Annotated in this window: 23 protein-coding genes; 13 read left to right on the plus strand and 10 right to left on the minus strand. The window is 44.3% G+C overall.

Annotated features, from left to right (window positions below):
- Positions 1-155 precede the first annotated feature (155 nt).
- Genes FD973_RS02380 through FD973_RS02415 form a run of 8 tightly spaced genes read right to left on the minus strand, consistent with a single transcriptional unit; the run spans position 156 to position 7,801 of the window.
- The gene (locus FD973_RS02380; RefSeq protein ID WP_215324047.1) at positions 156-623 is read right to left on the minus strand and encodes a peroxiredoxin; all 468 of its coding nucleotides are present in this window, start codon (positions 621-623) and stop codon (positions 156-158) included.
- Positions 624-655: 32 nt separating this feature from the next.
- Positions 656-1,573 carry a polysaccharide deacetylase family protein gene (locus tag FD973_RS02385; protein WP_215324048.1) on the minus strand — a complete coding sequence of 306 codons (918 nt, stop codon included), beginning with the start codon at positions 1,571-1,573 and terminating at the stop codon, positions 656-658.
- 20 nt (positions 1,574-1,593) lie between these two features.
- Positions 1,594-2,640, minus strand: a complete 1,047-nt coding sequence (locus FD973_RS02390) for a bifunctional UDP-4-keto-pentose/UDP-xylose synthase (RefSeq protein ID WP_215324049.1) — start codon at positions 2,638-2,640, stop codon at positions 1,594-1,596.
- 37 nt (positions 2,641-2,677) lie between these two features.
- Positions 2,678-3,547, minus strand: a complete 870-nt coding sequence (locus tag FD973_RS02395; RefSeq protein ID WP_215324050.1) for a formyltransferase — start codon at positions 3,545-3,547, stop codon at positions 2,678-2,680.
- Complete coding sequence (locus tag FD973_RS02400; protein WP_215324051.1) at positions 3,548-4,510, minus strand: glycosyltransferase; 963 nt, start codon at positions 4,508-4,510, stop codon at positions 3,548-3,550.
- A gap of 40 nt (positions 4,511-4,550) precedes the next feature.
- Positions 4,551-5,717 carry a DegT/DnrJ/EryC1/StrS aminotransferase family protein gene (locus tag FD973_RS02405; RefSeq protein WP_215324052.1) on the minus strand — a complete coding sequence of 389 codons (1,167 nt, stop codon included), beginning with the start codon at positions 5,715-5,717 and terminating at the stop codon, positions 4,551-4,553.
- Between the two features lie 24 nt (positions 5,718-5,741).
- On the minus strand, positions 5,742-7,424 hold the full coding sequence (locus FD973_RS02410) for a glycosyltransferase family 39 protein (RefSeq protein WP_215324053.1): 1,683 nt from the start codon (positions 7,422-7,424) through the stop codon (positions 5,742-5,744).
- Complete coding sequence (locus FD973_RS02415; RefSeq protein WP_215324054.1) at positions 7,424-7,801, minus strand: Mth938-like domain-containing protein; 378 nt, start codon at positions 7,799-7,801, stop codon at positions 7,424-7,426. The genes FD973_RS02410 and FD973_RS02415 overlap by 1 nt, the downstream gene beginning before the upstream one ends.
- A 79-nt stretch (positions 7,802-7,880) precedes the next feature.
- Between FD973_RS02415 and FD973_RS02420 the strand changes: the two genes are divergently transcribed.
- The 6 genes from FD973_RS02420 to moaE are packed head-to-tail and all read left to right on the plus strand — an operon-like array spanning position 7,881 to position 13,914.
- Positions 7,881-9,137 carry a pyridoxal phosphate-dependent aminotransferase gene (locus FD973_RS02420; RefSeq protein ID WP_215324055.1) on the plus strand — a complete coding sequence of 419 codons (1,257 nt, stop codon included), beginning with the start codon at positions 7,881-7,883 and terminating at the stop codon, positions 9,135-9,137.
- Positions 9,134-10,444, plus strand: a complete 1,311-nt coding sequence (locus FD973_RS02425) for a homoserine dehydrogenase (protein ID WP_215324056.1) — start codon at positions 9,134-9,136, stop codon at positions 10,442-10,444. Before FD973_RS02420 ends, FD973_RS02425 begins: the two co-directional genes overlap by 4 nt.
- A gap of 19 nt (positions 10,445-10,463) precedes the next feature.
- A complete protein-coding gene (gene thrC, locus FD973_RS02430; protein WP_215324057.1) occupies positions 10,464-11,906 on the plus strand; it encodes a threonine synthase in 1,443 nt (480 codons plus the stop codon).
- A gap of 51 nt (positions 11,907-11,957) precedes the next feature.
- Positions 11,958-13,181 carry a gephyrin-like molybdotransferase Glp gene (gene glp, locus FD973_RS02435; RefSeq protein ID WP_215324676.1) on the plus strand — a complete coding sequence of 408 codons (1,224 nt, stop codon included), beginning with the start codon at positions 11,958-11,960 and terminating at the stop codon, positions 13,179-13,181.
- An 18-nt stretch (positions 13,182-13,199) separates the two neighbouring features.
- Positions 13,200-13,457: a molybdopterin converting factor subunit 1 gene (gene moaD, locus FD973_RS02440; RefSeq protein ID WP_215324058.1), complete on the plus strand. Its 258-nt coding sequence runs from the start codon at positions 13,200-13,202 to the stop codon at positions 13,455-13,457.
- Position 13,458: 1 nt separating this feature from the next.
- Entirely contained in the window at positions 13,459-13,914 is a 456-nt protein-coding gene (gene moaE / locus FD973_RS02445; RefSeq protein WP_215324059.1) for a molybdopterin synthase catalytic subunit MoaE, read from the plus strand.
- Here moaE and FD973_RS02450 read toward each other — a convergent pair.
- On the minus strand, positions 13,889-15,145 hold the full coding sequence (locus tag FD973_RS02450) for a YbfB/YjiJ family MFS transporter (protein ID WP_215324060.1): 1,257 nt from the start codon (positions 15,143-15,145) through the stop codon (positions 13,889-13,891). The two genes, moaE and FD973_RS02450, sit on opposite strands and share 26 nt — an antisense overlap.
- Positions 15,146-15,391, minus strand: a complete 246-nt coding sequence (locus tag FD973_RS02455; protein ID WP_215324061.1) for a GIY-YIG nuclease family protein — start codon at positions 15,389-15,391, stop codon at positions 15,146-15,148. It abuts the gene before it with no gap.
- A 104-nt stretch (positions 15,392-15,495) separates the two neighbouring features.
- Between FD973_RS02455 and clpB the strand changes: the two genes are divergently transcribed.
- The 7 genes from clpB (at position 15,496) to FD973_RS02490 (ending at position 24,425) form a co-directional block, all read left to right on the plus strand.
- Positions 15,496-18,099 carry an ATP-dependent chaperone ClpB gene (clpB, locus tag FD973_RS02460; protein ID WP_215324062.1) on the plus strand — a complete coding sequence of 868 codons (2,604 nt, stop codon included), beginning with the start codon at positions 15,496-15,498 and terminating at the stop codon, positions 18,097-18,099.
- A gap of 52 nt (positions 18,100-18,151) precedes the next feature.
- Positions 18,152-19,387 carry an MFS transporter gene (locus FD973_RS02465; RefSeq protein WP_215324063.1) on the plus strand — a complete coding sequence of 412 codons (1,236 nt, stop codon included), beginning with the start codon at positions 18,152-18,154 and terminating at the stop codon, positions 19,385-19,387.
- Between the two features lie 280 nt (positions 19,388-19,667).
- Positions 19,668-20,966: an isocitrate lyase gene (aceA, locus tag FD973_RS02470; protein WP_215324064.1), complete on the plus strand. Its 1,299-nt coding sequence runs from the start codon at positions 19,668-19,670 to the stop codon at positions 20,964-20,966.
- A gap of 104 nt (positions 20,967-21,070) precedes the next feature.
- On the plus strand, positions 21,071-21,511 hold the full coding sequence (locus FD973_RS02475; protein WP_215324065.1) for an HIT family protein: 441 nt from the start codon (positions 21,071-21,073) through the stop codon (positions 21,509-21,511).
- Between the two features lie 63 nt (positions 21,512-21,574).
- Positions 21,575-22,558: a TRAP transporter substrate-binding protein gene (locus FD973_RS02480; protein ID WP_215324066.1), complete on the plus strand. Its 984-nt coding sequence runs from the start codon at positions 21,575-21,577 to the stop codon at positions 22,556-22,558.
- Between the two features lie 5 nt (positions 22,559-22,563).
- The gene (locus tag FD973_RS02485) at positions 22,564-23,118 is read left to right on the plus strand and encodes a TRAP transporter small permease subunit (protein WP_215324067.1); all 555 of its coding nucleotides are present in this window, start codon (positions 22,564-22,566) and stop codon (positions 23,116-23,118) included.
- Positions 23,115-24,425, plus strand: a complete 1,311-nt coding sequence (locus FD973_RS02490; protein ID WP_215324068.1) for a TRAP transporter large permease — start codon at positions 23,115-23,117, stop codon at positions 24,423-24,425. The genes FD973_RS02485 and FD973_RS02490 overlap by 4 nt, the downstream gene beginning before the upstream one ends.
- Positions 24,426-24,430: the final 5 nt, after the last annotated feature.

The following is a 24,430-nucleotide window of genomic DNA, read 5'->3' on the forward strand; positions in this document are numbered from 1 at the left end:
AAAGTGGAGGGGGTTACTCCCCGCACCTGATCTCAGATATTCAGGCTTACGATTCAAACGGATTGTCAGACTTTCCCGTCGTTTACGGTGCATATGAATCACTTTACCCCAAAATTTGGGGTTTGCAAGCACCCTACCAAAAATTGTTGTAAAAATTACTTGGTGGCTTGGGCGGCTTGCAATACCTCTGTCACATGGCCGGGAACTTTAAGACCGCGCCATTCTTTAACTAAGTTGCCAGACGAGTCAAAAAGAAAGGTGCTGCGCTCTACACCACGAACCTGTTTGCCATACATATTCTTCATTTTCATGACGCCAAAGAGTTGGCAAAGAACTTCTTCGGTGTCTGCAACTAGTTCAAATGGGAGCTCTAATTTGCTACGGAAGTTGTCATGCGATTTGAGGCTATCTCGGGAAACCCCTACGATTAATGTGTTGGCTTTAGTGAAGGCATCAATATTGTCTCTAAATTCACCTGACTCAGCGGTGCAGCCTGGAGTCATATCTTTAGGGTAAAAATATAAAACCAATTTTTTGCCTTTGGCAGAGGCGGGGGTAAACGTTAATCCAGATGTTGCTGGAATCGCACATTCAGGTATAGGTTGACCAATAGCTACTGTCATGATGATTCCTCTAAGGTTGGTTGTCTCAAATTCTAATTATTTTGAATGATTAGTTCGCCGCTACGATTGGGTATTTCACCCCAGGTTAACGGGAGTACGGCTATTTTATCCAACTGTTTAGTGGCTTCCCAAGATTTATGCAGTTCGCCCATGGTTACTAAATCGTGACCTTGATTTAGCCACCCGACCAATAACTGCTCAAATGCGGGCAAAAGCTTCTGCCCTTCAAGTTCAGCGTGAAGCGTAAATACCTGGTCATTTGGGTTGCTTTGGGTAATTTCTAAGAGTTTTTTGACTGCGCCAAATTCATCGGCGCCATCAATGCCAATGAGTTCGTCAAAGGTGGGAAGTGTGGTTGGGTATTGGACGTGTTTGGCTTTGCCAGAGGGTAGATCAATACGATAAGGCATTAAGTTGGGTTCTGCTCTACCATCTGAGGAGTAAGCAATACCCCATTGATCTAATTGCTCAAAAGCGGTTGCATTCATTTGCCAGCCAGCAGCGCCATAAGTCACAGGAGCATGACCAAAAATTTCAACAAAGCGATCCCAACTTTTTTGCATCATAGCTTTAGTCCAAGATGCATCTTGATTTCGAACGGCATCCTGCCAAGCAACATGATCCCAAGTGTGAATGCCAGTTTCATGGCCTGCTTGGTCAATGGCGCGCATTTCTGCGGCAGCCTTCTTGCCAATGTCAGGTCCTGGTATTAGGACGCCGTATAGCAATGTTTTGATGCCGTAGTGTTCCACTACAGAAGTGCGACTAACTTTTTTTAGAAATCCTGGACGAAAGATACGTTTTAGAGCCCAGCCAGTGTGATCAGGTCCAAGACTAAAAAGAAAAGTTGCTTTTAAGCCAAAGCGCTCTAGAGTGCGAGCAAGATTCGGAACGCCCTCTTTGGTGCCGCGTAAGGTATCAACATCTACCTTGAGAGCAATCTTAGCCATGAACCTTTTATTTAATTTACTTATTCTTTATCAACTAAAGTGCGTGCCTTTTCTACATCCTCGCGATAGGCTTCAAAGATATTCTTTAGTGCATCAGACATAGTAGTAGTCGGCTTCCAGCCCAGTTCATTCATGGTGTTATCAATTGCTGGCACGCGATTTTGCACATCCTGATAGCCTTCGCCGTAATATGCGCCAGAAGTAGTTTCTACAATCTTCACTTCATTCGCAGTCTTTGCATACTCAGGAATGCTGCGTGCAATTTCTAGCATTTGATTGGCTAGTTCACGAATTGAGTGATTGTTCTTTGGATTACCAATGTTGTAGATCTTGCCATTAGCTACCCCATCTTTGTTGTCAATGATGCGCATTAATGCATCGATACCGTCGTCAACATAGGTAAAGGCTCGTTTTTGCGCACCACCATCCACGAGATTAATGGATTCACCACGAACAATGTGTCCGAGGAATTGAGTGACAACACGAGAGGAGCCTTCTTTTGGTGTGTAGATGCTATCTAAGCCAGGCCCAATCCAGTTAAATGGGCGGAAAAGGGTAAACCGCAAGCCTTCCATGCCATAACCCCAAATCACGCGATCCATTAGTTGTTTGGAGCATGCATAAATCCAACGAGGTTTATTAATCGGGCCGTAAATCAGATTTGATTTGGCAGGATCAAATTCACTGTCATCGCACATTCCATAGACTTCGGATGTGGATGGAAATACTAAATGTTTTTTGTATTTGACTGCTGAACGCACGATCGGTAAATTGGCTTCGAAGTCGAGCTCAAATACTTTTAATGGCTGCTGTACATAAGTTGCTGGAGTGGCAATGGCAACTAGAGGTAGGATCACATCGCATTTACGAATGTGATACTCAACCCATTCTTTATTGATGGTGATGTCACCTTCAAAAAAGTGCATACGAGGATGGTTAATTAAATCCCCTAAGCGATCATTTTGCATATCCATGCCATAGACATCCCAATCGGTTGTCTCCAGAATGCGCTTGGAAAGGTGGTGACCAATAAAGCCGTTAACACCAAGAATGAGTACTTTTTTCATCTCTACTGCCTCGTTTTAATCTAATTTGCGTTGCTTTTTATTTGTCTACTGGAAACCATTCCAAAACTTCAACTATTTGGCGGTCTCCACAAATGCCGAATACTCGATTATCAACCACTTGGATGCCGCAAAGCCCAAGATCAAGATTGGCTGGAAATGGCCCTTTTAGGCTGGTGCGGGCCACAATCATGGTCTTTCCCTCATAGTCTGTAAAGGCGCCCGGATATGGGGGTGCAACCGCTCTCACCAGGTCGTGGACCTGTTTGGCGGCCTGATTCCAATGAATTTGCCCATCAGATGGCTTTCTGCCGCCAAAATAACTGCCTTTTTGCAGCTCATTTGGCTTGCGGGGGACAATACCCTTTATCAAGCTAGGCAATGCTTGGTTGATAACATTTACAGCGGCTTTACTTACTTTGCTAAAGACATCGGTAGCAGTTTCATCTGGACCAATATCCACGGTAGCCTGTCCGACGATATCTCCAGCATCTGGTTTTGCTTCCATGATATGCAAAGTGGCGCCAGTTTGAGTTTCACCATGCAGAATCGCCCAATTGACTGGCGCACGTCCACGATATTTGGGTAGTAGTGAGCCATGCATATTGAGTGCCGCGATTTTTGCGCACGCCAAAATCTGCTCGGGAATCATGTAGCGATAGTAGAAAGAGAAAATGTAATCTGGCGCTAAAGATTGAAGTTTTGGAACTAACTTCAGTAGCTCACTTGAGTTGGGTGTGATGTACGAAATGTTTCTTTCGACACACAGTTTCGCAACACTTCCAAACCAAACATTTTCATTGGGATCATCATGATGTGTAATTACTAGATCAATTTGAATGCCTGCATTAAGAAGTGCTTTGAGGCAGTTGACACCAACATCGTGATAAGCGAAGACGACTGCGTGCAATTATTTTTTCTCTAGAACAGTTTGCACAACGTAGCGTGGACGCTTGCGAATTTGCTGATAAATGCGGCCAATATATTCACCCAAGAGACCTAGTCCAAATAGCATCACGCCAATGAGGAAAAAGGTGAGTGCAAAGAGGGTGAAGACGCCCTCAACCTCAGCGCCCAGAACAAAGCGACGCACGAGTAGGTAAGCGAATAAGCTGCCTGCTGCTAGGGATAGAAGCATGCCAAGAATCGAAAAGATCTGCAGTGGCATGATAGAGAAGCCAGTGACTAAATCGAAGTTCAAACGAATCAGTTGATACAAAGTATATTTAGATTCCCCGGCAAAACGTTCTTCATGTTTCACTGTGATTTCTACTGGATTAGCAGAAAAAGTGTAAGCCAATGCCGGAATAAATGTGTTGCTTTCATCACATTGACGAACTAGGTCAACGATGCGACGGCTATAGCCGCGCAACATGCATCCCTGATCGGTCATTGTGATGCGTGTAATGTTTTCACGTAGGCGATTCATGGCGCGTGAAGCAAATTTTCTAAAGAAGCTATCCTGACGATCAGCGCGAATAGTGCCAACATAATCGTGGCCTTTTAGTAGCTGTTCAGTAAGCGCATCAATTTCTTCAGGTGGATTTTGTAGATCAGCATCTAATGTAATGATGTATTCACCCTGAGCATATTCAAACCCAGCCATGATCGCCATGTGTTGACCAAAATTACTATGGAATAAAACAGCACGGGTGACATCGGGACGTAACTCCACCTGTTTAGAAAGAATGCCGGCAGAGCGGTCTTTACTACCATCATTTACAAATACGATTTCGTAAGTGATATTCCGCTTAGCGGCCAAAGAATCAAGTGCTGGATAAAGTCGATCAAACAGAGCCTGAAGTCCATCTTCCTCGTTATATACGGGGATAACAATGCTCAGTGTTGGGTTGGCGGCTAAGTTTGCAGTCATGCCGCAATTTTGCCTGATTCTGTGGGTTAACCCAAGAACACTAGTTTTTGCGGTGTTTCTGCAAAATTCCGACAAACCCCTTGGTAATTCGGTCCACATCTTCATCAGACATTGCTGGAAATAAAGGGAGGGTCAAAATAGAGCGCCCAATACGTTCCGCAATTGGGGTGTCTGTAGGTTTATAACCTTGATTTTTGTAGAGCGTGAAGCCGGTGATGGCTGGGTAATGAACTCCAGTGCCAATACCCAACTCTTTTAAGTCGGTCATGATTTGCGCTCGATCGGCATTCAATTGCGCCAGTGGTAATACGACCTGGAACATATGCCAATTGCTATCAGTAAAGTTCTCTGCAGGAAGTTCTAATTTCAAGTCTTCTAGTCCAGCAGCTTTTAATTCCCTGCGCATAACTTCGAAATATCGACGGGCTAATGCGGTGCGTCGCGCTTGATAGGTAGGAAGTTGTTTTAATTGCTCCAGACCAATAGCCGCATTTACATCAGTCAAGTTATCTTTTCCACCTAGGACATCAACATCCATTCCATCCATACCTTGGCGAGTTAAGCCTTGGAGACGGAATTTCTCAGCGAGTTTGGCTTCATCTGTGTTGTTTAAAACCAGGCATCCACCTTCAATGGTGGTGAGATTTTTATTGGCCTGAAAACTGAAGCTGACTAAGTCACCAAAGCTGCCGATCTTTTTACCTTTCCATTGCGATCCAAAAGCTTGAGCAGCATCTTCAATGACGCGAAGCTTGTGTTCTTTTGCCAGTGTGTAAAGCTGATCCATATTAACTGGTAGGCCCGCCAAATAGACCGGCATGATTGCGCGGGTCTTGGGTGTGATTGCGGCAGATACTTTATTTAGGTCAATATTTCGGGTGATTGGATCGATATCAACGAATACGGGCTTTGCACCAACACTCAGAATGACATTAGAAGTGGCGACCCAAGATATTGGGGTCGTAATCACTTCGTCCCCAGCACCAATGCCGGCAACTTGTAATGCAATCTTCATGGTGGCAGTGCCATTAGCAAAGCAACGCACAGGACGATCGCCAAAGTATTTGCTTAGGGTAGATTCAAATTCTGCAAGTTTAGGTCCGGAAGTCACCCATCCAGAACGCAATACCTCAGAAACAGCATCAATCGTCTCTTGATTAAAGCTGGGGCGCGTAAACGGAATAAATTCAGGGGTGGAGTTTGACATGATGACTTATCTTACTTTAATGCCTTACTGCGAAGCTTCGGGATGTTTGACGATTACTCTGCGTGAGTCGCGATCAACCTCAACCATTGGAAAGCTTTGGGCTTGAAGCGCATCAAATTGCTCGGGAACCATGAGAGCGTATGCGGTTTGATCTTCTTTCCAGCGAGCAATAAAAGCATCAAGAGTCGGCATCCAGAGTTCGGGCTCTTGATTGACGCCAAACTCGAGCTCGTCGGGGGATTCCACCATGATCATTGTTCTGCCTAAATAAAATGGAACGGTATGATCCAAAAGTCGAACTGAATAAAAGTTTACTTTTTCAGGAATGGAAGCTTTCACCCGCTCTACGAGATCGATTCCAGAGACCGCACGACCCAAGGTCTCGTGTCCTGTACCAGCAATGATGGCGCATAGAAAAAACCCGCTAGCAAAACTTACAATGCTTTGAGTGCCATTGCGTTTGCTTTGCCATGCGGCATAGGCGCTAAAACTGGCAAGTGCGGTTAATGCAGCAATTACCCAATAGGTGTATTGCGCATACGCTTCTATTTCATCTGGTCGAGCTTGCTTACCGATAGTATCGAGAAAGAAAAAGCCAACACACCCAAGAACTGAAAATGCAAGTGTTTGTAGTTTCCATGGAGTGCCCATGCTGTTAGTGTGTCCAAGCATGCGATCTAAGCGGTTGCCAATTAATAAGGCAAGCGCCGGAAAAACAGGAATGATGTATCCCGGAAGCTTTGAGCGGGACACACTAAAGAAAGCAAAGATCACCACAAACCAGCATGCTAATAACCAGCCAGCAGAAAACTCGCGACGACGCTCGCTCCAAGCCTGAGCAAGGCTGCCGGGGAGCTGAAAGACCCAAGGGAGTATGCCAATTAGGAGTAGGGGCACAAAATAATAAATAGGACCAGTTCTGCTGTGGGCGTCCTGTGTAAACCGTTGCAAGTGCTCATGGATAAAAAAGAACTCTAAAAATTCCGGATTACGCTGAGCAATTAATACAAACCAAGGAGCTGTGATTGCTAGATAAAAAACACTACCGCTAAATAGACGCAAACGAGTCCAAATTTTCCAATCCCAGGTGCTAATGGAATAAGCTACGAACACCATTGCTGGAATGGCTGCACCAATGACGCCCTTGGATAAGGTGGCCAGTGCCATAAATATCCAACAAAGCCACATCCAATTGCGACAGCTATTTTTATTGTGCGAACTTTGTGCGAGCAACAAGCTGCAAAGTGCGGCGACCAAAAAAGAGGATAGACCCATGTCCAACGAATTGAAATGACCGCTGATGACCCACATCGGACTGGATGCTAATACAACGGCCGCCAACCATCCTGCTCTGGCGTTATAAATTTTGCTACCAGTAAAGCCAATGAAAAGAATAGTTAGAAAGCCTGTTAATGCAGTCCATAGACGTGCTTGCCATTCACCAATGCCAAAAGCCTGAAATGCTGCAGCAGTTGCCCAGGCTTGAAGAGGAGGCTTTTCAAAATATTTATATCCGTTGTAACGAGGCGTAATCCAATCGCCAGTCACCAACATCTCCCGAGCGATTTCGGCATATCGTCCTTCGTCCGAAGGGATGAGGTGGCGGTAGTTCAGGGTGCCAAACCACAGTAGGGCATAAATAATGGCCAGCAACAAAATCTCGCCCGGATGTAGGGCTGATGATTGTCGAATCTGGCCAAATTGCATTAAGTGGGCTCCACAATTAGGGCTAACAGGACTTGGCGGCCTTCACCAACTAAGATGTTGTAAGTGCGACATGCGGCCTGGGAGTCCATGATCTCGAAGCCAATTTTTGCTTGAATCAAGGATTTTAGAAGTTCAGGTTTGGGAAAGCGCTGTCGATTACCCGTTCCTATCAGAATTAATTCTGGTTTTAAATCAACCATTTGCAGAAAATGACTGGGCTTTAAGTCATCAAATGCTTGAACTGACCACTCCGAGATGGCGCCATCTGAGCTCAAAAGCACAGCATGGGCATAGGGAGTCTTATTGATCTCTACGTAGCCATCACCGTAGCCAGTGATCGTATTCGCTCCGGAATGGGGGTCAGATTGAAGCTTCAAGTGGACTCTCTGTCATAATTATGTGGATTATAGCTAGCTGTTTTTTCTCATATTTCAAGAACTTACCCTTAAATTTATTGTGAAACCGATCCTAAAGTCCCAAAAGCTCGATAACGTCTGTTATGACATACGTGGGCCGGTGCTCGAGCTTGCGCAGCGCATGGAGGAAGAGGGTCACAAAATCATCAAATTAAACATCGGAAATGTAGGGGTTTTCGGTTTTGATCCACCTGAAGAAATTCAGTTGGACATGATTCGCAATTTAAGTAATGCCTCTGCGTATTCTGACTCCAAAGGAATCTTTGCCGCTCGCAAAGCCATCATGCAGTATTGCCAGGAAAAAGGCATTCAAGGCGTGGCCTTGGATGATGTCTATACTGGTAATGGCGTCTCTGAACTCATCGTGCTTTCGATGAATGCGCTTCTCAATGATGGTGATGAGGTGCTGGTGCCAACACCAGATTACCCACTTTGGACTGCTGCGGTGAGTTTATCGGGTGGAACACCTGTGCACTATCTTTGCGATGAATCCAAAGATTGGGCTCCGGACTTAAATGATCTGCGTAAGAAAATTACTCCGCGTACCAAAGCGATTGTGGTGATTAATCCTAACAATCCTACTGGTGCTATTTATTCCAAAGAGGTATTGCTAGAGTTAACGCAAATTGCCCGCGAACACGGGTTGATTTTGTTTGCCGATGAAATTTACGACAAGATGTTGTATGACGGTGAAAAGCATCTTTCATTGGCATCTTTGTCTACCGATGTAGTTGTCATTACCTTTAACGGTTTATCCAAGAATTACCGCTCATGCGGCTACCGCGCTGGCTGGATGGTGGTATCAGGGGATAAAGAAATGGTGCGTGACTACATTGAAGGTCTTAATATGTTGGCCTCAATGCGTCTATGTGCAAATGTGCCTGGTCAGTATGCGATTCAAACTGCACTCGGTGGCTATCAAAGCATTAATGATTTGGTGGGCGAAGGTGGTCGTCTTGCAAAGCAGCGCGATCTTGCATGGAAACTCATCACGGATATTCCAGGTGTGACTTGCGTGAAGCCAAAGTCAGCCCTGTATTTATTTCCAAGGTTAGACCCTGAGGTGTACCCCATTGAGGATGATCAACAATTTGTTGCTGATCTCCTGAAAGAAGAAAAAGTATTGTTAGTGCAGGGCTCTGGTTTTAATTGGGGCAAGCCCGATCACTTTCGAGTAGTGTTCTTGCCTCACGAAGATGTGCTGAAGGAGGCCATTGGCCGCCTTGCACGTTTTCTGGAGCGTTATCGTAATAAACAGGGCCGCAAGGCTTCTTCAACTGTAGCAAAGGCATCATGAAACCGATTCAAGTAGGTCTATTAGGTATTGGCACTGTTGGTGGTGGCGTATTCACTGTTCTCGAACGCAACCAAGATGAGATTACTCGTCGTGCTGGGCGCGGTATTCGTATCAATACTGTTGCTGATTTAAATGTCGAGCGCGCAAAAGAACTGGTGAAAGACCGCGCACAAGTAGTAAGTGATGCTCGTGCCGTTATTAATAACCCTGAGATTGATATCGTTGTGGAGTTAATCGGTGGGTACGGCATTGCTAAGGACTTAGTACTTGAAGCTATTGCAGCTGGTAAGCATGTGGTTACGGCAAATAAAGCCTTGATTGCTGTTCATGGTAACGAGATCTTCAAGGCTGCCCATGCTAAGGGTGTCATGGTCGCTTTCGAGGCTGCTGTTGCTGGTGGTATTCCAATTATTAAAGCTTTGCGTGAAGGCTTAACTGCAAATCGTATTGAATGGATTGCGGGCATTATTAATGGCACAACAAACTTTATCTTGTCAGAGATGCGTGACAAAGGTTTAGATTTTGAGACTGTGCTTAAAGAAGCACAGCGCTTGGGTTACGCTGAAGCGGATCCTACATTTGATATTGAAGGAGTGGATGCGGCTCATAAAGCAACCATCATGAGTGCGATTGCGTTTGGTATTCCAATGCAGTTTGAAAAAGCACACGTTGAGGGTATTACTAAGCTTGCAGCGATTGATATTCGTTACGCTGAACAATTAGGCTATCGCATTAAGTTACTTGGTATTGCCAAGAAAACACCTACTGGCGTTGAGTTGCGTGTACATCCAACATTGATTCCTTCTAAACGTTTGATTGCAAACGTTGAAGGTGCTATGAATGCAGTGCAAGTATTTGGTGATGCTGTTGGTACTACCCTCTATTACGGTAAGGGCGCTGGTTCAGAGCCAACTGCTTCTGCAGTGATTGCTGACTTGGTAGATATCACTCGCTTACTCAGTGCCGATGCCGAGCATCGTGTGCCTTACTTGGCTTTCCAGCCTGATGCTGTTCATGACACTCCTGTTTTGCCGATTGGTGAGATTACTACGAGCTACTACTTGCGTATGCGTGTTGCCGATCAGGCTGGCGTATTAGCTGACATCACTAAGATTTTGGCTTCACATGGTGTTTCAATTGATGCGCTCTTGCAAAAAGAGGCTGACGAGGGTGAAAGCCAAACTGATTTGGTGGCATTAACACATGAAACCAAAGAAAAGAATATGCTTGCTGCGATTAAAGAGATTCAGAATCTCAAGACTGTTGCTGGCGAAGTGGTGAAGATCCGTTTAGAAAATCTGTCTTAAGTAAAATTCGGCTAATTACATGCGTTACCAATCTACTCGTGGAAATAGTCCACAACAATCTTTCTTAGAAATTTTATTGGGTGGATTGGCGCCTGACGGTGGCTTGTATTTGCCAGTTCAATATCCAAAAGTGACTGCAGAGCAGTTGGATTCTTGGCGTGGTTTGTCATACGCTGATTTGGCATATGAAGTACTCAGTTTGTATTGCGACGATATACCCGAGTCTGATTTGCGTGCTCTTTTGCGTAAAACATATACTGAACAAGTTTATTGCAACGGCCGTCCACAAGATAATGCTAAAGACATCACTCCTTTGCATTGGTTAGGCGAAGAGCATGGCACTCGTATTGGTCTTCTAAGTCTTTCAAATGGACCAACCTTAGCGTTTAAGGATATGGCCATGCAATTGCTAGGCAATCTTTTTGAATATGCACTTAAGAAAAAAGGTCAGCAGCTCAATATCTTGGGCGCTACCTCTGGTGATACTGGTAGTGCTGCTGAATATGCAATGCGTGGCAAAGAGGGCGTAAAGGTATTCATGCTTTCACCACGAGGCAAGATGAGTGCCTTTCAGTCTGCCCAAATGTATTCCTTACAAGACTCTAATATTTTTAATTTGGCAGTAGCTGGTGTGTTTGATGATTGCCAGGATATTGTGAAGGCGGTAAGTAACGATCACGCCTTTAAAGCGAAGAACCAAATTGGTACAGTGAATTCTATAAACTGGGGTCGCGTCGTTGCCCAGGTGGTTTACTATTTCCAGGGTTATCTCTTAGCAACGAAGTCAAGTAATGAAAAAGTGTCATTCACAGTTCCTTCTGGCAATTTTGGGAATGTATGTGCTGGCCATATTGCTCGCATGATGGGATTGCCGATTGAACATCTAGTTGTGGCAACAAATGAAAATGATGTGTTGGATGAGTTCTTCCGCACTGGCGTATATCGTGCGCGTAAATCTGCTGAAACGCTGCATACATCAAGTCCCTCTATGGATATCTCCAAGGCGAGTAACTTCGAACGTTTTGTCTTTGACTTTATGGGACAAGATGGCAAAGCGACTGCTGATATGTTTAAGCAGGTTGATGAGATTGGTGGCTTTGATATTTCTAAGGATGCAGTTTTTAAAGATATTTCTAAGTATGGCTTCCAATCAGGTCGCAGCACCCATGAGAATCGCTTAGAAACCATTCGTGATATTTATCAGCATTATGGTGTCATGATTGATACACACACTGCCGATGGCGTAAAAGTTGCTAGAGAGCATTTGCAAGCTGGAATCCCAATGATTGTTCTTGAAACAGCTTTGCCAATTAAGTTTGAAGAGACTATTGAATTGGCTTTGGGTCGCCCAGCAGAGTGTCCACCAGCTTTTAAAGATATTAAATCTAAGCCCCAGCGCGTGGAAAATATTGATGCCGATGTTAATCAGGTGAAAGATTTCATCGCTGCGCATCTTGGTTAATTTCTTTAGCCAAACTTTCTAGGCACTATTGATCCTATGACTAAGCCACCAATGTTGACTGCGCAGCAGGCCCTTGATCATTTGCTCTCGCATGCAGTTCCTGTAAGTGAGAGTGAAAAAGTACCGATGCAAGCTGCATTAGGCCGTGTACTTGCTGAGAATGTTAATAGCCTCGTTGATGTTCCCCCGCTGGATAACACCTCAATGGATGGTTATGCTGTTCGCTGTGTAGATACGGCTACACCTGGCAAGACCTTAAGAATTGCACAGCGTATACCGGCGGGATCGATGGGTACTGAATTAGAACCTGGTACAGCTGCCAGAATTTTTACTGGTGCTCCCGTGCCACCTGGGGCTGATGCAGTGGTGATGCAAGAGGATTGCACTCTAGAGAGCCAAGCTGATCATGTGACGATTAATATTGCCCCGTCTTTGGGTCAGTGGATTCGTAGAAGAGGTGAGGATCTCTCTGCAGGCAGAACAGCTCTTATTGCAGGTACATTTTTGCGTCCACAAGAGTTAGGGGTGGCTGCATCTGCTGGTTTAACGCATCTCAATGTAAAACGTCGAGTCAAGGTGGCTGCGTTTTTTACTGGTGATGAATTGGCTCTTCCAGGGGAGCCATTAAAACCAGGCGGCATTTACAACTCTAATCGCGATACTTTATTGGCTTGCCTCAAATCTTTGGGATGTGATGCGACTGATTTGGGTATTGTCCCTGATCGTTTGGATGCCACTCGTGAAGCCTTGCGTAAAGCTAGCAAAGATCATGATTTGATTATTACCTCAGGCGGTGTATCAGTTGGTGAAGAGGACCATATAAAACCTGCTGTTACTGCCGAAGGTAGATTGGATTTATGGCAGATTGCAATTAAGCCTGGTAAACCCCTTGCATTTGGCGCAGTGCGCAAATCATCGGAGGCAAAAGATGGAGAGGCTTGGTTTATTGGTTTGCCTGGTAATCCCGTATCTAGCTTTGTGACTTTCTTATTGTTTGTTCGCCCTTTTATTTTGAAATTGCAAGGGCGCGATGTTAAACCTGTGCCAACGTATTTAATGCGTGCTGACTTTGATTGGTTAAAGGCTGATCGACGGAATGAATTCTTGCGGGTTAAGATCAATGATCAGGGAGGGTTGGACTTATTCCCTAATCAAAGTTCAGGCGTACTTACAAGCGCCTCTTGGGGCGATGGTTTGGTCGATTGCCCTCCAAATCAGCCAATTAAAGCGGGGGATATTGTGAAATATATTCCCTTTAATGCCTTACTCAAATAATCGGTTTACGATTAGCTCATGAAACTCGAATTACGCTTCTTTGCCTCCTTGCGTGAATCTCTTGGTATTGCCCAAGAAGAGATTGTGATTCCTGAGGCTGTAAAAACAATAGCGGACTTGAGAAGTCATCTTGCTGAACGCGGCGCACCTTGGTCGGATGTTTTGGCTAGCGGAAAAGTATTACGCTGTGCCCTAAATCATCAAATGGTGGATGCAAATACTGCCTTAAAAGAAGGCGCGGAAGTGGCTTTCTTTCCACCAGTCACTGGAGGCTAAAGTGTCAATCCGAATACAAACGGATGATTTTGACCTTAGTGCTGAAATTGCAGCGCTCAGAAAAGGTGATCCTCGAGTAGGTGCAGTTGTTTCTTTCTTGGGTACTGTTCGTGACATGAATGACGGGAGTCAAGTCAAAGGCATGACGCTTGAGCATTACCCAGTCATGACAGAAAAGGCTCTAGAGGAAATTCTGTCTCAAGCTAAATCACGTTGGGATATCTACCAAGTATCAGTGATTCATCGAATTGGCCCTTTACTTCCAGAGGATCAGATTGTTCTTGTTGCAGTTGCCAGCGCCCATCGTGGCGAAGCATTTGCTGCGTGTGAGTTCATCATGGATTACCTCAAAACTGCAGCCCCATTTTGGAAGAAAGAAGAAACACCTGATGGTGCTCGTTGGGTAGATGCGCGCGTTACTGACGATGCTGCTATGGCTCGTTGGAATCAAAAGTAGTTATTACTTCTAGTGGTTTTTGAGTAACAGCCACGATTGCGCCCACTGCGAGTACGCAACTGGATAGCAAGAACCCCGTTGTTAGGCTTGCAAATCGATCCGATATCCAACCCGTTAATGTTGGACCAATTACTTGGCCAATTGCAAAGACTGTTGTGAAAACGGTAATACCAGAGACCCATTGTTGTTGCGGAAGATTGTGCTTAACAAATGCCGTTGTTGAGGCTACAGCTGAGAGAAAACAACCACCAAAAATCATTCCTGAAAGATAGATTGCGCAGATACTGAATGAGCTCAAGGATTCATCGGACTGTAAATTTAAGGCAATCACTGCTGGGATAAAACTGGCGAATGCCAGTAAGGCGTTTAGTATCGCAAGAGAAGTTCCCCCTTTGTAGATATCCAAAGTCTTAGCCCATACTTTTGATGAGACCATGACACATATACCCAATACTACATAGAAAAGGTGGATAGAAGTGCTGCTCATCCCTAATTGTTTTAGGAGGGCAACGACAAATGTCATGTAGCCTATATAGCCCATCCCAAAACAGCAGTAACCTAAAACAATTTTTCTATAACTAGATATGGCGGTTGGTTGGCTAGTATTTTGTGTTGATGGCGATAGTGCAATGAATAGACTGGGCTTCATTAATGCTATAGAAAAAAGACAGCCTATCAATGCAAGTGCCCACCATCCCAATTGCCATGTATGTACCCATTGTTGACTGGCTGCCCAGTCAACAGTATTGGGAATAATGAAGCTCGAAAGCACAATGCCAATTCCGGTGCCTCCGTAATAGATGCCGAGAATCAATCCTGATTTTGTCGGATGAATGCTACCGAGTTGGGCGGATAAGATACCCCCGCCAACAAATACAAAAGCGCTACAAATTCCAGCCAGCAGTCTTAAAAGAAATAATTCATAGGTACCTGATACTGCCCCTGAGAATCCGAGTAAAGCAGAAGTTAAAAAAGCAGAAATAACAAATATTTTGGAGGGTGATGCCCATTTAAAGAGCCAAGGACACATCAGCGCCCCTAAGAAATAACCTCCGGCATTTGCTGTGTTCATAATTCCAGCAGTGAGGTATGACCAATCTAAATCTTCACGCATAACGGGTAAAAACAGTGCGTAAGAAAATCTAGCTAAGCCAAGAGAAATTGCTGCACCTAAGGCTAATGCAAAAGCAGTCGCTATGGGCTTGTTTTGCGAGAAGTGAGTATTGTGCAATTAAGGCTGCTTAAAGAAATTTAACTTTTGGTTTCTGGGTAGCTGTTTTAATCTTGCCTCTGCTTTAGATGCCTCGGATCGATCTGGATGTGCCTGGGTGGCCAAAAGAATCACTGGCCGACGAGATCTCGTATAGCGAGCGCCTTGCCCTGAATTATGGGCCTCTAAGCGATGCTCTAGGCGGTTAGTAATGCCAGCATAAAAGCTGCCATCAGAGCATTCAAGAAGGTAAACAAGCCAAGTCAAAATGGGTCAAATAAAGGTTAAAAAGGGCTTTAAATCCCTTGAAATTAGCAAGATTGCCCTTATATTCTATAGATAGATATATATGGAGTTGATGGGATATAAAAATGAGAATAGATAAATTAACAACCAAATTTCAAGAGGCTTTAAGCGAGGCCCAAAGCATCGCTTTAGCTAAAGATAATCAATATATTGAACCTGCCCATGTCTTGTTGGCAATGTTGCGCGATTCAGATGGCGGTGCAAAGAGTTTATTAACTCGTGCGGGTGTCAATGTCGCAGGCCTGGAAAAAGGCGTAGAGAAGATCATTAGTAATTTTCCTGAAGTTCAGGGAACTAGTGGTGAGGTTCAAGTTGGTCGTGATTTAAGTAACTGGCTGAATTTGTGTGAAAAAGAGGCCAATAAGCGTAATGATCAATTTATTGCTGGCGAGCTGTTTTTGCTGGTAGTGGCTGATGACAAAGGCGAGCTTGGCAAGATTGCTCGTGAGAATGGATTAAATCGTAAATCATTAGAGGCGGCTATTGACTTGGTCCGCGGAGGAGAATCGGTGAATAGTGCAGATGCTGAAGGTCAACGCGAGGCCTTAAAGAAATATACCGTCGACTTAACGGAGCGCGCACGTGCTGGTAAGTTGGACCCAGTAATTGGTCGTGATGATGAAATTCGTCGGACCATTCAAATCTTGCAACGTCGAGGTAAGAATAATCCCGTACTCATTGGTGAGCCTGGTGTTGGTAAGACCGCCATTGTTGAAGGTTTGGCGCAGCGTATCGTCAATGGCGAAGTGCCTGAGACTCTTAAAAATAAGCGCGTGTTGGTACTGGATATGGCTCTGTTATTAGCCGGCGCTAAATATCGTGGTGAGTTTGAAGAGCGTTTAAAAGCGGTATTGAGTGATGTCGCTAAGGATGAAGGTCAAACTATTATCTTTATTGATGAGATTCACACTATGGTGGGCGCAGGTAAAGGCGATGGCGCTATGGACGCCGGCAACATGCTCAAGCCTGCATTGGCTCGTGGCGAATTGCATTGCATCGGAGCTACTACGCTTGATGAATACCGCAAGTACATTGAAAAAGATCCAGCGCTAGAGCGTCGTTTCCAAAAAGTCATGGTGGAAGAGCCCAGTGTAGAGGCAACTATTGCCATCTTGCGCGGTTTACAAGAGCGCTATGAGCTACACCATGGTATTGAAATTACTGACCCAGCGATTGTTGCGGCCGCAGAACTATCGCATCGCTATATTACCGATCGTTTTTTGCCTGATAAGGCGATTGACCTGATTGATGAGGCTGGTTCACGTATTCGGATGGAGATTGACTCTAAGCCAGAGGTGATGGATAAACTTGATCGCCGTCTTATTCAGTTGAAGATTGAGCGTGAAGCAGTCAAGAAAGAGAAAGACGAGGCTTCCCAAAAACGTCTTGCATTGATCGAAGATGAAATCAAAAACTTGGGCGCTGAATATGCTGATCTAGAGGAAATCTGGAAGGCAGAGAAAGGCGCTGTACTTGGCGCTGCCAACCTTAAAGAGGAAATCGAGAAAGTTCGTGCAGAGATTGCCAAGTTACAACGTGAAGGCAAGCTTGAAAAAGTGGCTGAGTTGCAATACGGCAAATTACCTGAGCTTGAGGCAAAGCTGAAATCAGCCGCTGCTGCTGAGGCTAAAGGTGATAAAGATGGTGTCGTCAAAAATAAACTATTGCGCACACAGGTTGGTGCAGAAGAAATTGCCGAAGTAGTTTCTCGTGCAACGGGTATTCCAGTATCTAAGATGATGCAAGGTGAGCGTGATAAGTTGCTCAAGATGGAGGAGTTGCTACACAAACGAGTGGTTGGCCAAGAAGAGGCGATACGCGCCGTGTCTGACGCTATCCGCCGTTCCCGTGCTGGATTGGCTGAAGAGAATCGCCCCTATGGCTCATTCTTATTCCTTGGACCAACTGGTGTTGGTAAAACTGAGTTGTGTAAAGCATTGGCTGGTTTCTTGTTTGATAGTGAAGATCATCTCATTCGAATTGATATGAGTGAGTTTATGGAAAAGCATAGTGTTGCTCGTTTAATCGGCGCGCCTCCAGGTTATGTTGGTTACGAAGAGGGCGGCTATCTAACTGAGCAAGTTCGTCGTCATCCATATAGCGTGATCCTGTTTGATGAGATCGAAAAAGCGCATCCAGATGTATTTAATGTGCTCTTACAGGTGCTTGACGATGGTCGCTTAACTGATGGTCAGGGCCGTACAGTGGACTTCAAAAATACCGTTATCGTTATGACCAGTAACATCGGTTCGCACTTGATTCAATCAATGGCCGATAAGAAACAGGCTGAGATTAAAGAAGCGGTGTTTGATGAGCTCAAAAATCATTTCCGCCCTGAATTCTTGAATCGCATTGACGAGATCGTCGTATTCCATGGTTTGGATAAGAGCAATATTGCTAATATTGCAAAAATTTTGCTCAAAAACTTGTCAGACCGCTTGGCCAAAGTCGATATGCAACTCGAAGTTAGCGATGCAGCCTTGAATAAGATTGCTGAAGTAGGTTTTGATCCAGTCTTTGGAGCTAGGCCGCTTAAGAGAGCTATTCAGCAGCATATCGAGAATCCCGTTTCCAAGATGATTTTGGAGGGTAAATTTGGACCTAAAGATGTGGTACCTGTTGACGTAGATAAAAAAGGTGACTTTAGCTTTACTCGTCAGGTGCACTAAGCAGTTTCAAAGCAGTTCAGCAAGAATATTTTTGCCCAAGTAAACTCGGAACATGACTGTTGCGCTTAGTAGGCGTGCCAGTGATGTCCGGGTTATTGGTCTCATTAGCCTAGCTCACGGCAGCTCCCATTTCTTTCATTTAATTCTTCCTCCCATGTTCCCATGGTTGAAGAATGCTTTTGCCTTGAGTTATGCCGAACTTGGATTGCTCATGTCAGTTTTTTTTGTGATCTCATGCATTGCACAAGCTTCATCCGGTTTTTTAGTGGATCGTATTGGGGCAAGACCCGTGTTGTTTGGTGGCATTGGCATGTTAATTCTTGCGGCCCTGATTTATTCGCAAAGTAGCGGTTATGTCACGCTGATACTAGGTGCTGTAGTTGCTGGTTGCGGTAATGGGATTTTTCATCCAGTCGATTACACCTTAATTAATCACAAGGTATCACCTCCTAATCTTCCATACGCTTATTCAATGCATGGCGTGACTGGATATTTAGGTTGGGCTGCTGCACCAGCCTTCATGGTTGCTATTGCTCAATTAGCCGATTGGCGTGTCGCATTCTTGTCAGCCGCTTTACTAGAATCTTGCATTCTTGTAATTCTTTGGCTTAATAAAAAATACCTTCTAGATAATGTCAGGGAGCGTCATGAGCAAACGCATACTAGCTTACAAGCTTCTGATCCTGAAATAACTTCTGAAAGTGCATTTGCATTTTTGAAATTACCTGCTGTTTGGTTGTGCTGGATATTCTTTTTCTTCAGTATGGCCTCTACCTCAAGCCTACAGTCATTCGCTCCTAGTGCACTATTTAGTATCTATCAGGTAGCAATGAACTTGGGAAGTTATTACATTACATTATTGGCTCTCGGTAGCGCTGCTGGTGTTTTGTTTGGTGGTTTTCTTGCTGCAAAATTGCGGGCGCCAGAACGCATTGTGTCTTCCTGCTTGACCATCACTATTTTGATGTGCTTATTACTGGGAACTGGTTTTATACCCGTTAGTTTTATCCCAGTTTTGTTCATGGGCCTAGGTTTCGGTTATGGTGTTGTCGCACCTTCTCGCGATCTTTTGGTGAAAAGAGTAACACCCAAAGGTGTTGCTGGGCGTGTCTATGGAATTGTTTACTCTGGCATTGATTTGGGAGCAGCAGTAGGCCCGTTCATATTTGGTTTCTTTATGGATGCAGGTCTTCCCAAGGCGCTATTTTTTGGAATTGCCCTGTTCCAACTCATGATTATTCCAACAGTCTTTAATGTTTCGGCTAGTACCCCTCTCAAGACTGCCTAGCAGGTATCAAAATTTTCACAATATGAAATGTCATTACACTGCGTAAAATGCAGTGCAATATGAGCTCATGACTTTTATTCCAAAAAGTGAATAACAATTTCATATTACAAAAATTATTATCTAAGTTATTGAATTTAAATAACTAAATATTGTTAAAAATTTCTCAGATTCTGCTTGCTTGATTTTTTGAACTGTCTAAACTCTTATATAAGACATAAGACTTAAATAGTCTAAAAGGTCCTCAAATTTTGAAGTACTTGTTTAACTTAGGGAGAAAAACATGGCAGATCGCAAAGCAGAAATTGCAGCAATTCAAAAAGACTGGGATACCAATCCACGTTGGAAAGGTATTAAGCGTGGTTACACGGCCGAGGACGTTGTACGTCTTCGTGGCTCACTCAAGATTGAGCATACCTTGGCAAAGCATGGCGCTGAAAAATTATGGGATCTCGTAAATAACGAAGCCTATGTAAATTGCTTAGGTGCATTAACAGGTGGCCAAGCAATGCAACAGGTTAAAGCTGGTATTCAAGCAATCTACTTGTCTGGTTGGCAAGTTGCTGCTGACGGCAACTCTTATGCGGCGATGTACCCAGATCAATCTTTGTATCCAGTAGATTCTGTTCCAAAGATGGTTGAGCGTATTAATAACTCATTCCAACGCGCAGATGAAATTCAAACCGAAAAAGGTATCAATCCTGGCGATGCGGGTTATATCGACTACTATGCCCCAATCGTTGCTGATGCTGAAGCAGGATTTGGTGGTGTATTGAACGCATTTGAACTGGCTAAAGCACTTATTAAGCAGGGCGCTGCCGGTGTTCACTTTGAAGACCAACTCTCTTCTGTTAAGAAGTGTGGTCACTTGGGTGGCAAGGTATTGTTGCCTACAACTGAGTCAGTGCAGAAGTTGATCGCAGCTCGTTTGGCTGCTGACGTAATGGGCGTGCCAACGATTATTTTGGCTCGTACCGACGCTGAAGCCGCTGACTTGTTGACATCTGACTATGATGCAAACGACAAGCCATTCTTGACTGGTGAGCGCACCGCAGAAGGTTTCTACAAGACTCGCAAAGGTTTGGATCAAGCGATTTCACGTGGTTTGGCTTACGCTGAATACGCTGATATGGTTTGGTGTGAAACAGGTACACCTGATCTTGAGTTTGCCCGTCAATTCGCTGAAGCAATTCGTGCGAAGTTCCCAGGCAAGATGTTGGCATACAACTGCTCACCTTCTTTCAACTGGAAGAAGAATTTAGATGATGCAACGATTGCTAAATTCCAACGCGAGTTGGGCGCAATGGGTTACAAGTATCAATTTATTACCCTCGCTGGTATTCACTCCATGTGGTACAACATGTACGACTTGGCACAAGATTACTCGCAGCGCGGTATGACTGCTTATGTAGAAAAAGTACAAGAGCCAGAGTTTGCTGCCCGTGATCGTGGATACACATTCGTTTCACATCAGCAAGAAGTTGGTACTGGTTACTTCGACGATGTCACTACTGTTATCCAAGGTGGTAAGTCATCAGTAACAGCATTGACTGGATCTACTGAGGAAGAGCAGTTCCATTAAGAATCCCTAAGTAGCACGTAGTAAGCAGTAGCACCAATACTGCCGCGGCACCTAAATTACCCCACAAGGGTGACTTAGGTGCCGTTTTCGTTTACATTCTTTCCATGACAAATTGCCTACTTTGTAAAGAAGAGCTCGCCCCTGAAGAAGGTCAAATCATTTGGCGTGGTGATGATTGTCGGGTCATCCACGTTAACGATCCTGACTTACCTGGGTATTGCCGTGTTATCTGGAATCGTCACATAGCGGAAATGACTGATCTCACCTATGGCGAGCGTGAACATTTAATGGCACTAGTATTTGCTGTTGAAGAGGCTATGCGGCATGTAATGCACCCAGATAAGATCAATGTTGCTTCTTTGGGCAACATGGTTCCGCACATCCATTGGCATGTCATTCCAAGATTTAAGGATGATGCTTTCTTTCCTGCATCTATTTGGTCCGCTAGAAGTCAGCAAACCCCTGCATCAGTTTTGAGTCAGAGGCAAAAAAGAGCGCAAGACCTTCCGCGCGCTATCCGCGAACAAATTTCTCAGTTATATTAGTAATAATAAAAACAGAAGCAACTAGTTTCATCAGTTTCTCAAAATTCTCACTAGGAGACATAAATGAGTCGTTGGATATTGAATAAGTCCAAGTTTTGGATCGTTGCCCTATTGGGTTTTTCCTCAATTGCTGTAAATGCTCAGACTAAATGGGATTTGGCGAGCGCATATCCCGTAAGTAATTTTCATACTGAAAATCTTCAACAATTAGCTGCGGATGTTGAAAAAGCTACCGGTGGTAAGTTGAAGATTGTGGTTCATCCAAATGGTTCATTATTTCCAGCAAATGGTATTAAGCGTGGTGTTCAAACAGGGCAGGCGCAAATGGGGGAAGTGTTAATTTCTGTATTGGCAAATGAAAACCCTATTTTTGGAGTTGATTCAATTCCTTTTTTAGCAACCAGCTATAAGGATTCTGAAAAGCTGTGGAAGCTTTCCAAAAACGCTACGGAAGCAGCTTTGCAAAAGCAAGGCTTGAAAGTGGTTTATGCGGTACCTTGGCCACCACAGGGTCTTTATTCCAAGAATCCTATTAATTCAGGCGCCGATATGAAGGGTTTGAAATGGAGAGCTTATAACCCAGCTACATCCAAAATTGCTGAGTTAGTGGGTGCGCAGCCAGTGACAGTTCAGGTTGCTGATTTAGCTCAGGCTATGGCTACAGGCACGATTAATTCCATGATGACTTCTGGGGCAACTGGTGTAGATATCAAGGCTTGGGAAAGCTTGAGGTATTACTACGAAGTGGATGCATGGCTACCTAAAAATATTTTGATGGTGAATCAGAAAGCATTTGATGCATTGGATAAGCCAACGCAAACAGCGTTACTAAAAGCCTGTGCTGAAGCTGAAAAGCGTGGGACAAAAGTATCCGAAGAAAAAACCAAGCAATATAACGAGACTTTGGCGAAGAATGGTATGGTTGTTCAAAAACCATCTCCTCAGTTGAAGAATGACTTGGATAGAGTTGGGCGCATCATGGTTGCTGAATGGATCCGCAGTGCCGGTGATGAAGGACAAAAAATCATCGAAGAATTTAAAAAATAAGATTTATGCACGCACCACGAAGTTTATACGGTCGTCTTTTAGATGGCCTGATTCAAGGGGCCGCCGCTTTGGCGGCCTTATGTATTCTCGGTATCTGTATTTTGATGGTTTCCATGTCGCTTTCTCGGGAGTTTGGCATCAACCTACGCGGAGCTGATGACCTAATTGCTTGGTTATGCGCGGCTTCAGCCTTCTTAATACTTGGTCAAACATTTCAACATGGAGGCATTGTCCGCGTTGAAATTTTCTTAAGCACATTGAATGATGTATGGAAAAAGCGCTTGGAGATCGCTGGCCTAGCTGTGATGTCTGTTTTTTGTTTTTACGCCTTAGCTGCTTTTTCATTATTTGTGTATCAAAGTTGGGAATTTAATGATGTTTCACAGGGCCAAATTATTGTACCGCTTTGGATTCCGCAAATTTTTACGGCATTTGGTTGCCTTATCTTTCTCTTAGCGGTGATTGATGAATTAATTCGTGTGATTAAAGGCGGTAAACCTCGTTATCAACAAATGGCAGAAGAGCGCTTATCTGCGGGTGATTTTGGGGAGACCTTGTGAGCATTACGTTAATCGCTCTTATCTTATTGGTCTTGATGTCATTCCTGCTCTTGATGGGTATTTGGATCCCAGCTGGGGTGGCAATTACCGCGTGGTTTGGCTTAGCTTTCTTCTCCGATAAAGATACGATGATGAATTTAGCCAATGTTTGGTGGAATTCCAGCTCATCCTATACCTTAGCTTCTTTGCCATTATTTGTTTGGATGGGCGAGATCTTGTTCAGAACTAAATTATCAGAACAAATGTTTACCGGTTTGTCTCCATGGCTCAATTGGCTACCTGGACGATTAATGCATGTGAATATTTTGGGTTGCGGCATTTTTGGCTCTGTCTCTGGTTCATCCGCGGCTACTTGTGCCACTATTGCGAAATCTGCTTTGCCAGAGCTCACAAAGCGTGGCTACGATGAAAAAATCACCCTCGGCTCTTTGTCATGTGCTGGCACCTTGGGGATATTGATTCCACCTTCAATCACCATGGTGGTGTACGCTGTAGCGGCCGATCAATCCATCATTCGAATCTTCTTGGCGGGATTTATCCCTGGCGCAATTTTGATGGGCTTATTTTCTGGCTACATTATTGTTTGGGCTTTGTTAAATCCCAATAAAACACCTCCAGCAGAAAAGTATTCTTGGCATCAGCGTCTTCATTCCATTGGACAATTGATGCCGTGTACAGCATTAATTATTTTTATTGCCTGGTTGATGTTGGCTGGATACTCTACTGCGACAGAGGCAGCTGCTTATGGGGTTGTGGGTTCTCTGATATTGGCAGCGGTAGGGCGTAATCTTTCCTGGTCTAACTTTTGGCAGAGTTTGCTTTCAGCTACTCGTTTAACAGCCATGATTATGTTTGTCTTAGGAGCAACCTCATTTCTATCGATTGTGATGAGCTATACCGGCATTCCAAGAGGGCTGGCAGAGTGGGTGCAAAGTATGCATCTTTCGCCATGGGCACTCATTTTTGTATTAACCATTATTTATATTTTGTTGGGTACTGCCCTAGATGGTATTTCGATGATCGCCTTAACTACGGTGACGGTGTTACCTATGGTGCAGCAAGCTGGTTTTGATTTAGTGTGGTTTGGAATTTTCATTGTGCTATTGGTAGAGATTGCAGAAGTGACGCCACCCGTTGGATTTAATCTATTTGTCTTGCAGAGCATGACTGGTAAAGATAGTAACTACATTGCCAAAGTTTCTTTACCCTTCTTTGCCATGATGGTTGTGGCAGTTGCGATGATTACCATATGGCCTGAATTGGTCACATGGCTGCCAGATCAATTTTTGCAAAAAGAAATTAAGTAGCCTCA

Source organism: Polynucleobacter sp. MWH-Braz-FAM2G (assembly GCF_018687635.1).
Taxonomy (GTDB): Bacteria; Pseudomonadota; Gammaproteobacteria; order Burkholderiales; family Burkholderiaceae; genus Polynucleobacter.

Excerpts from the sequence above, each read along its gene's own strand:
- FD973_RS02425 (WP_215324056.1), top strand. The coding sequence starts at position 9,134 with ATGAAACCGATTCAAGTAGGTCTATTAGGTATTGGCACTGTTGGTGGT.
- FD973_RS02405 (WP_215324052.1), bottom strand. The coding sequence starts at position 5,717 with ATGTCAAACTCCACCCCTGAATTTATTCCGTTTACGCGCCCCAGCTTT.
- FD973_RS02410 (WP_215324053.1), bottom strand. The coding sequence starts at position 7,424 with ATGCAATTTGGCCAGATTCGACAATCATCAGCCCTACATCCGGGCGAG.
- thrC (WP_215324057.1), top strand. The coding sequence starts at position 10,464 with ATGCGTTACCAATCTACTCGTGGAAATAGTCCACAACAATCTTTCTTA.
- moaD (WP_215324058.1), top strand. The coding sequence starts at position 13,200 with ATGAAACTCGAATTACGCTTCTTTGCCTCCTTGCGTGAATCTCTTGGT.
- aceA (WP_215324064.1), top strand. The coding sequence starts at position 19,668 with ATGGCAGATCGCAAAGCAGAAATTGCAGCAATTCAAAAAGACTGGGAT.
- FD973_RS02400 (WP_215324051.1), bottom strand. The coding sequence starts at position 4,510 with ATGACTGCAAACTTAGCCGCCAACCCAACACTGAGCATTGTTATCCCC.
- FD973_RS02385 (WP_215324048.1), bottom strand. The coding sequence starts at position 1,573 with ATGGCTAAGATTGCTCTCAAGGTAGATGTTGATACCTTACGCGGCACC.
- FD973_RS02480 (WP_215324066.1), top strand. The coding sequence starts at position 21,575 with ATGAGTCGTTGGATATTGAATAAGTCCAAGTTTTGGATCGTTGCCCTA.
- clpB (WP_215324062.1), top strand. The coding sequence starts at position 15,496 with ATGAGAATAGATAAATTAACAACCAAATTTCAAGAGGCTTTAAGCGAG.
- glp (WP_215324676.1), top strand. The coding sequence starts at position 11,958 with ATGTTGACTGCGCAGCAGGCCCTTGATCATTTGCTCTCGCATGCAGTT.
- FD973_RS02475 (WP_215324065.1), top strand. The coding sequence starts at position 21,071 with ATGACAAATTGCCTACTTTGTAAAGAAGAGCTCGCCCCTGAAGAAGGT.
- FD973_RS02485 (WP_215324067.1), top strand. The coding sequence starts at position 22,564 with ATGCACGCACCACGAAGTTTATACGGTCGTCTTTTAGATGGCCTGATT.
- FD973_RS02380 (WP_215324047.1), bottom strand. The coding sequence starts at position 623 with ATGACAGTAGCTATTGGTCAACCTATACCTGAATGTGCGATTCCAGCA.
- FD973_RS02390 (WP_215324049.1), bottom strand. The coding sequence starts at position 2,640 with ATGAAAAAAGTACTCATTCTTGGTGTTAACGGCTTTATTGGTCACCAC.
- FD973_RS02465 (WP_215324063.1), top strand. The coding sequence starts at position 18,152 with ATGACTGTTGCGCTTAGTAGGCGTGCCAGTGATGTCCGGGTTATTGGT.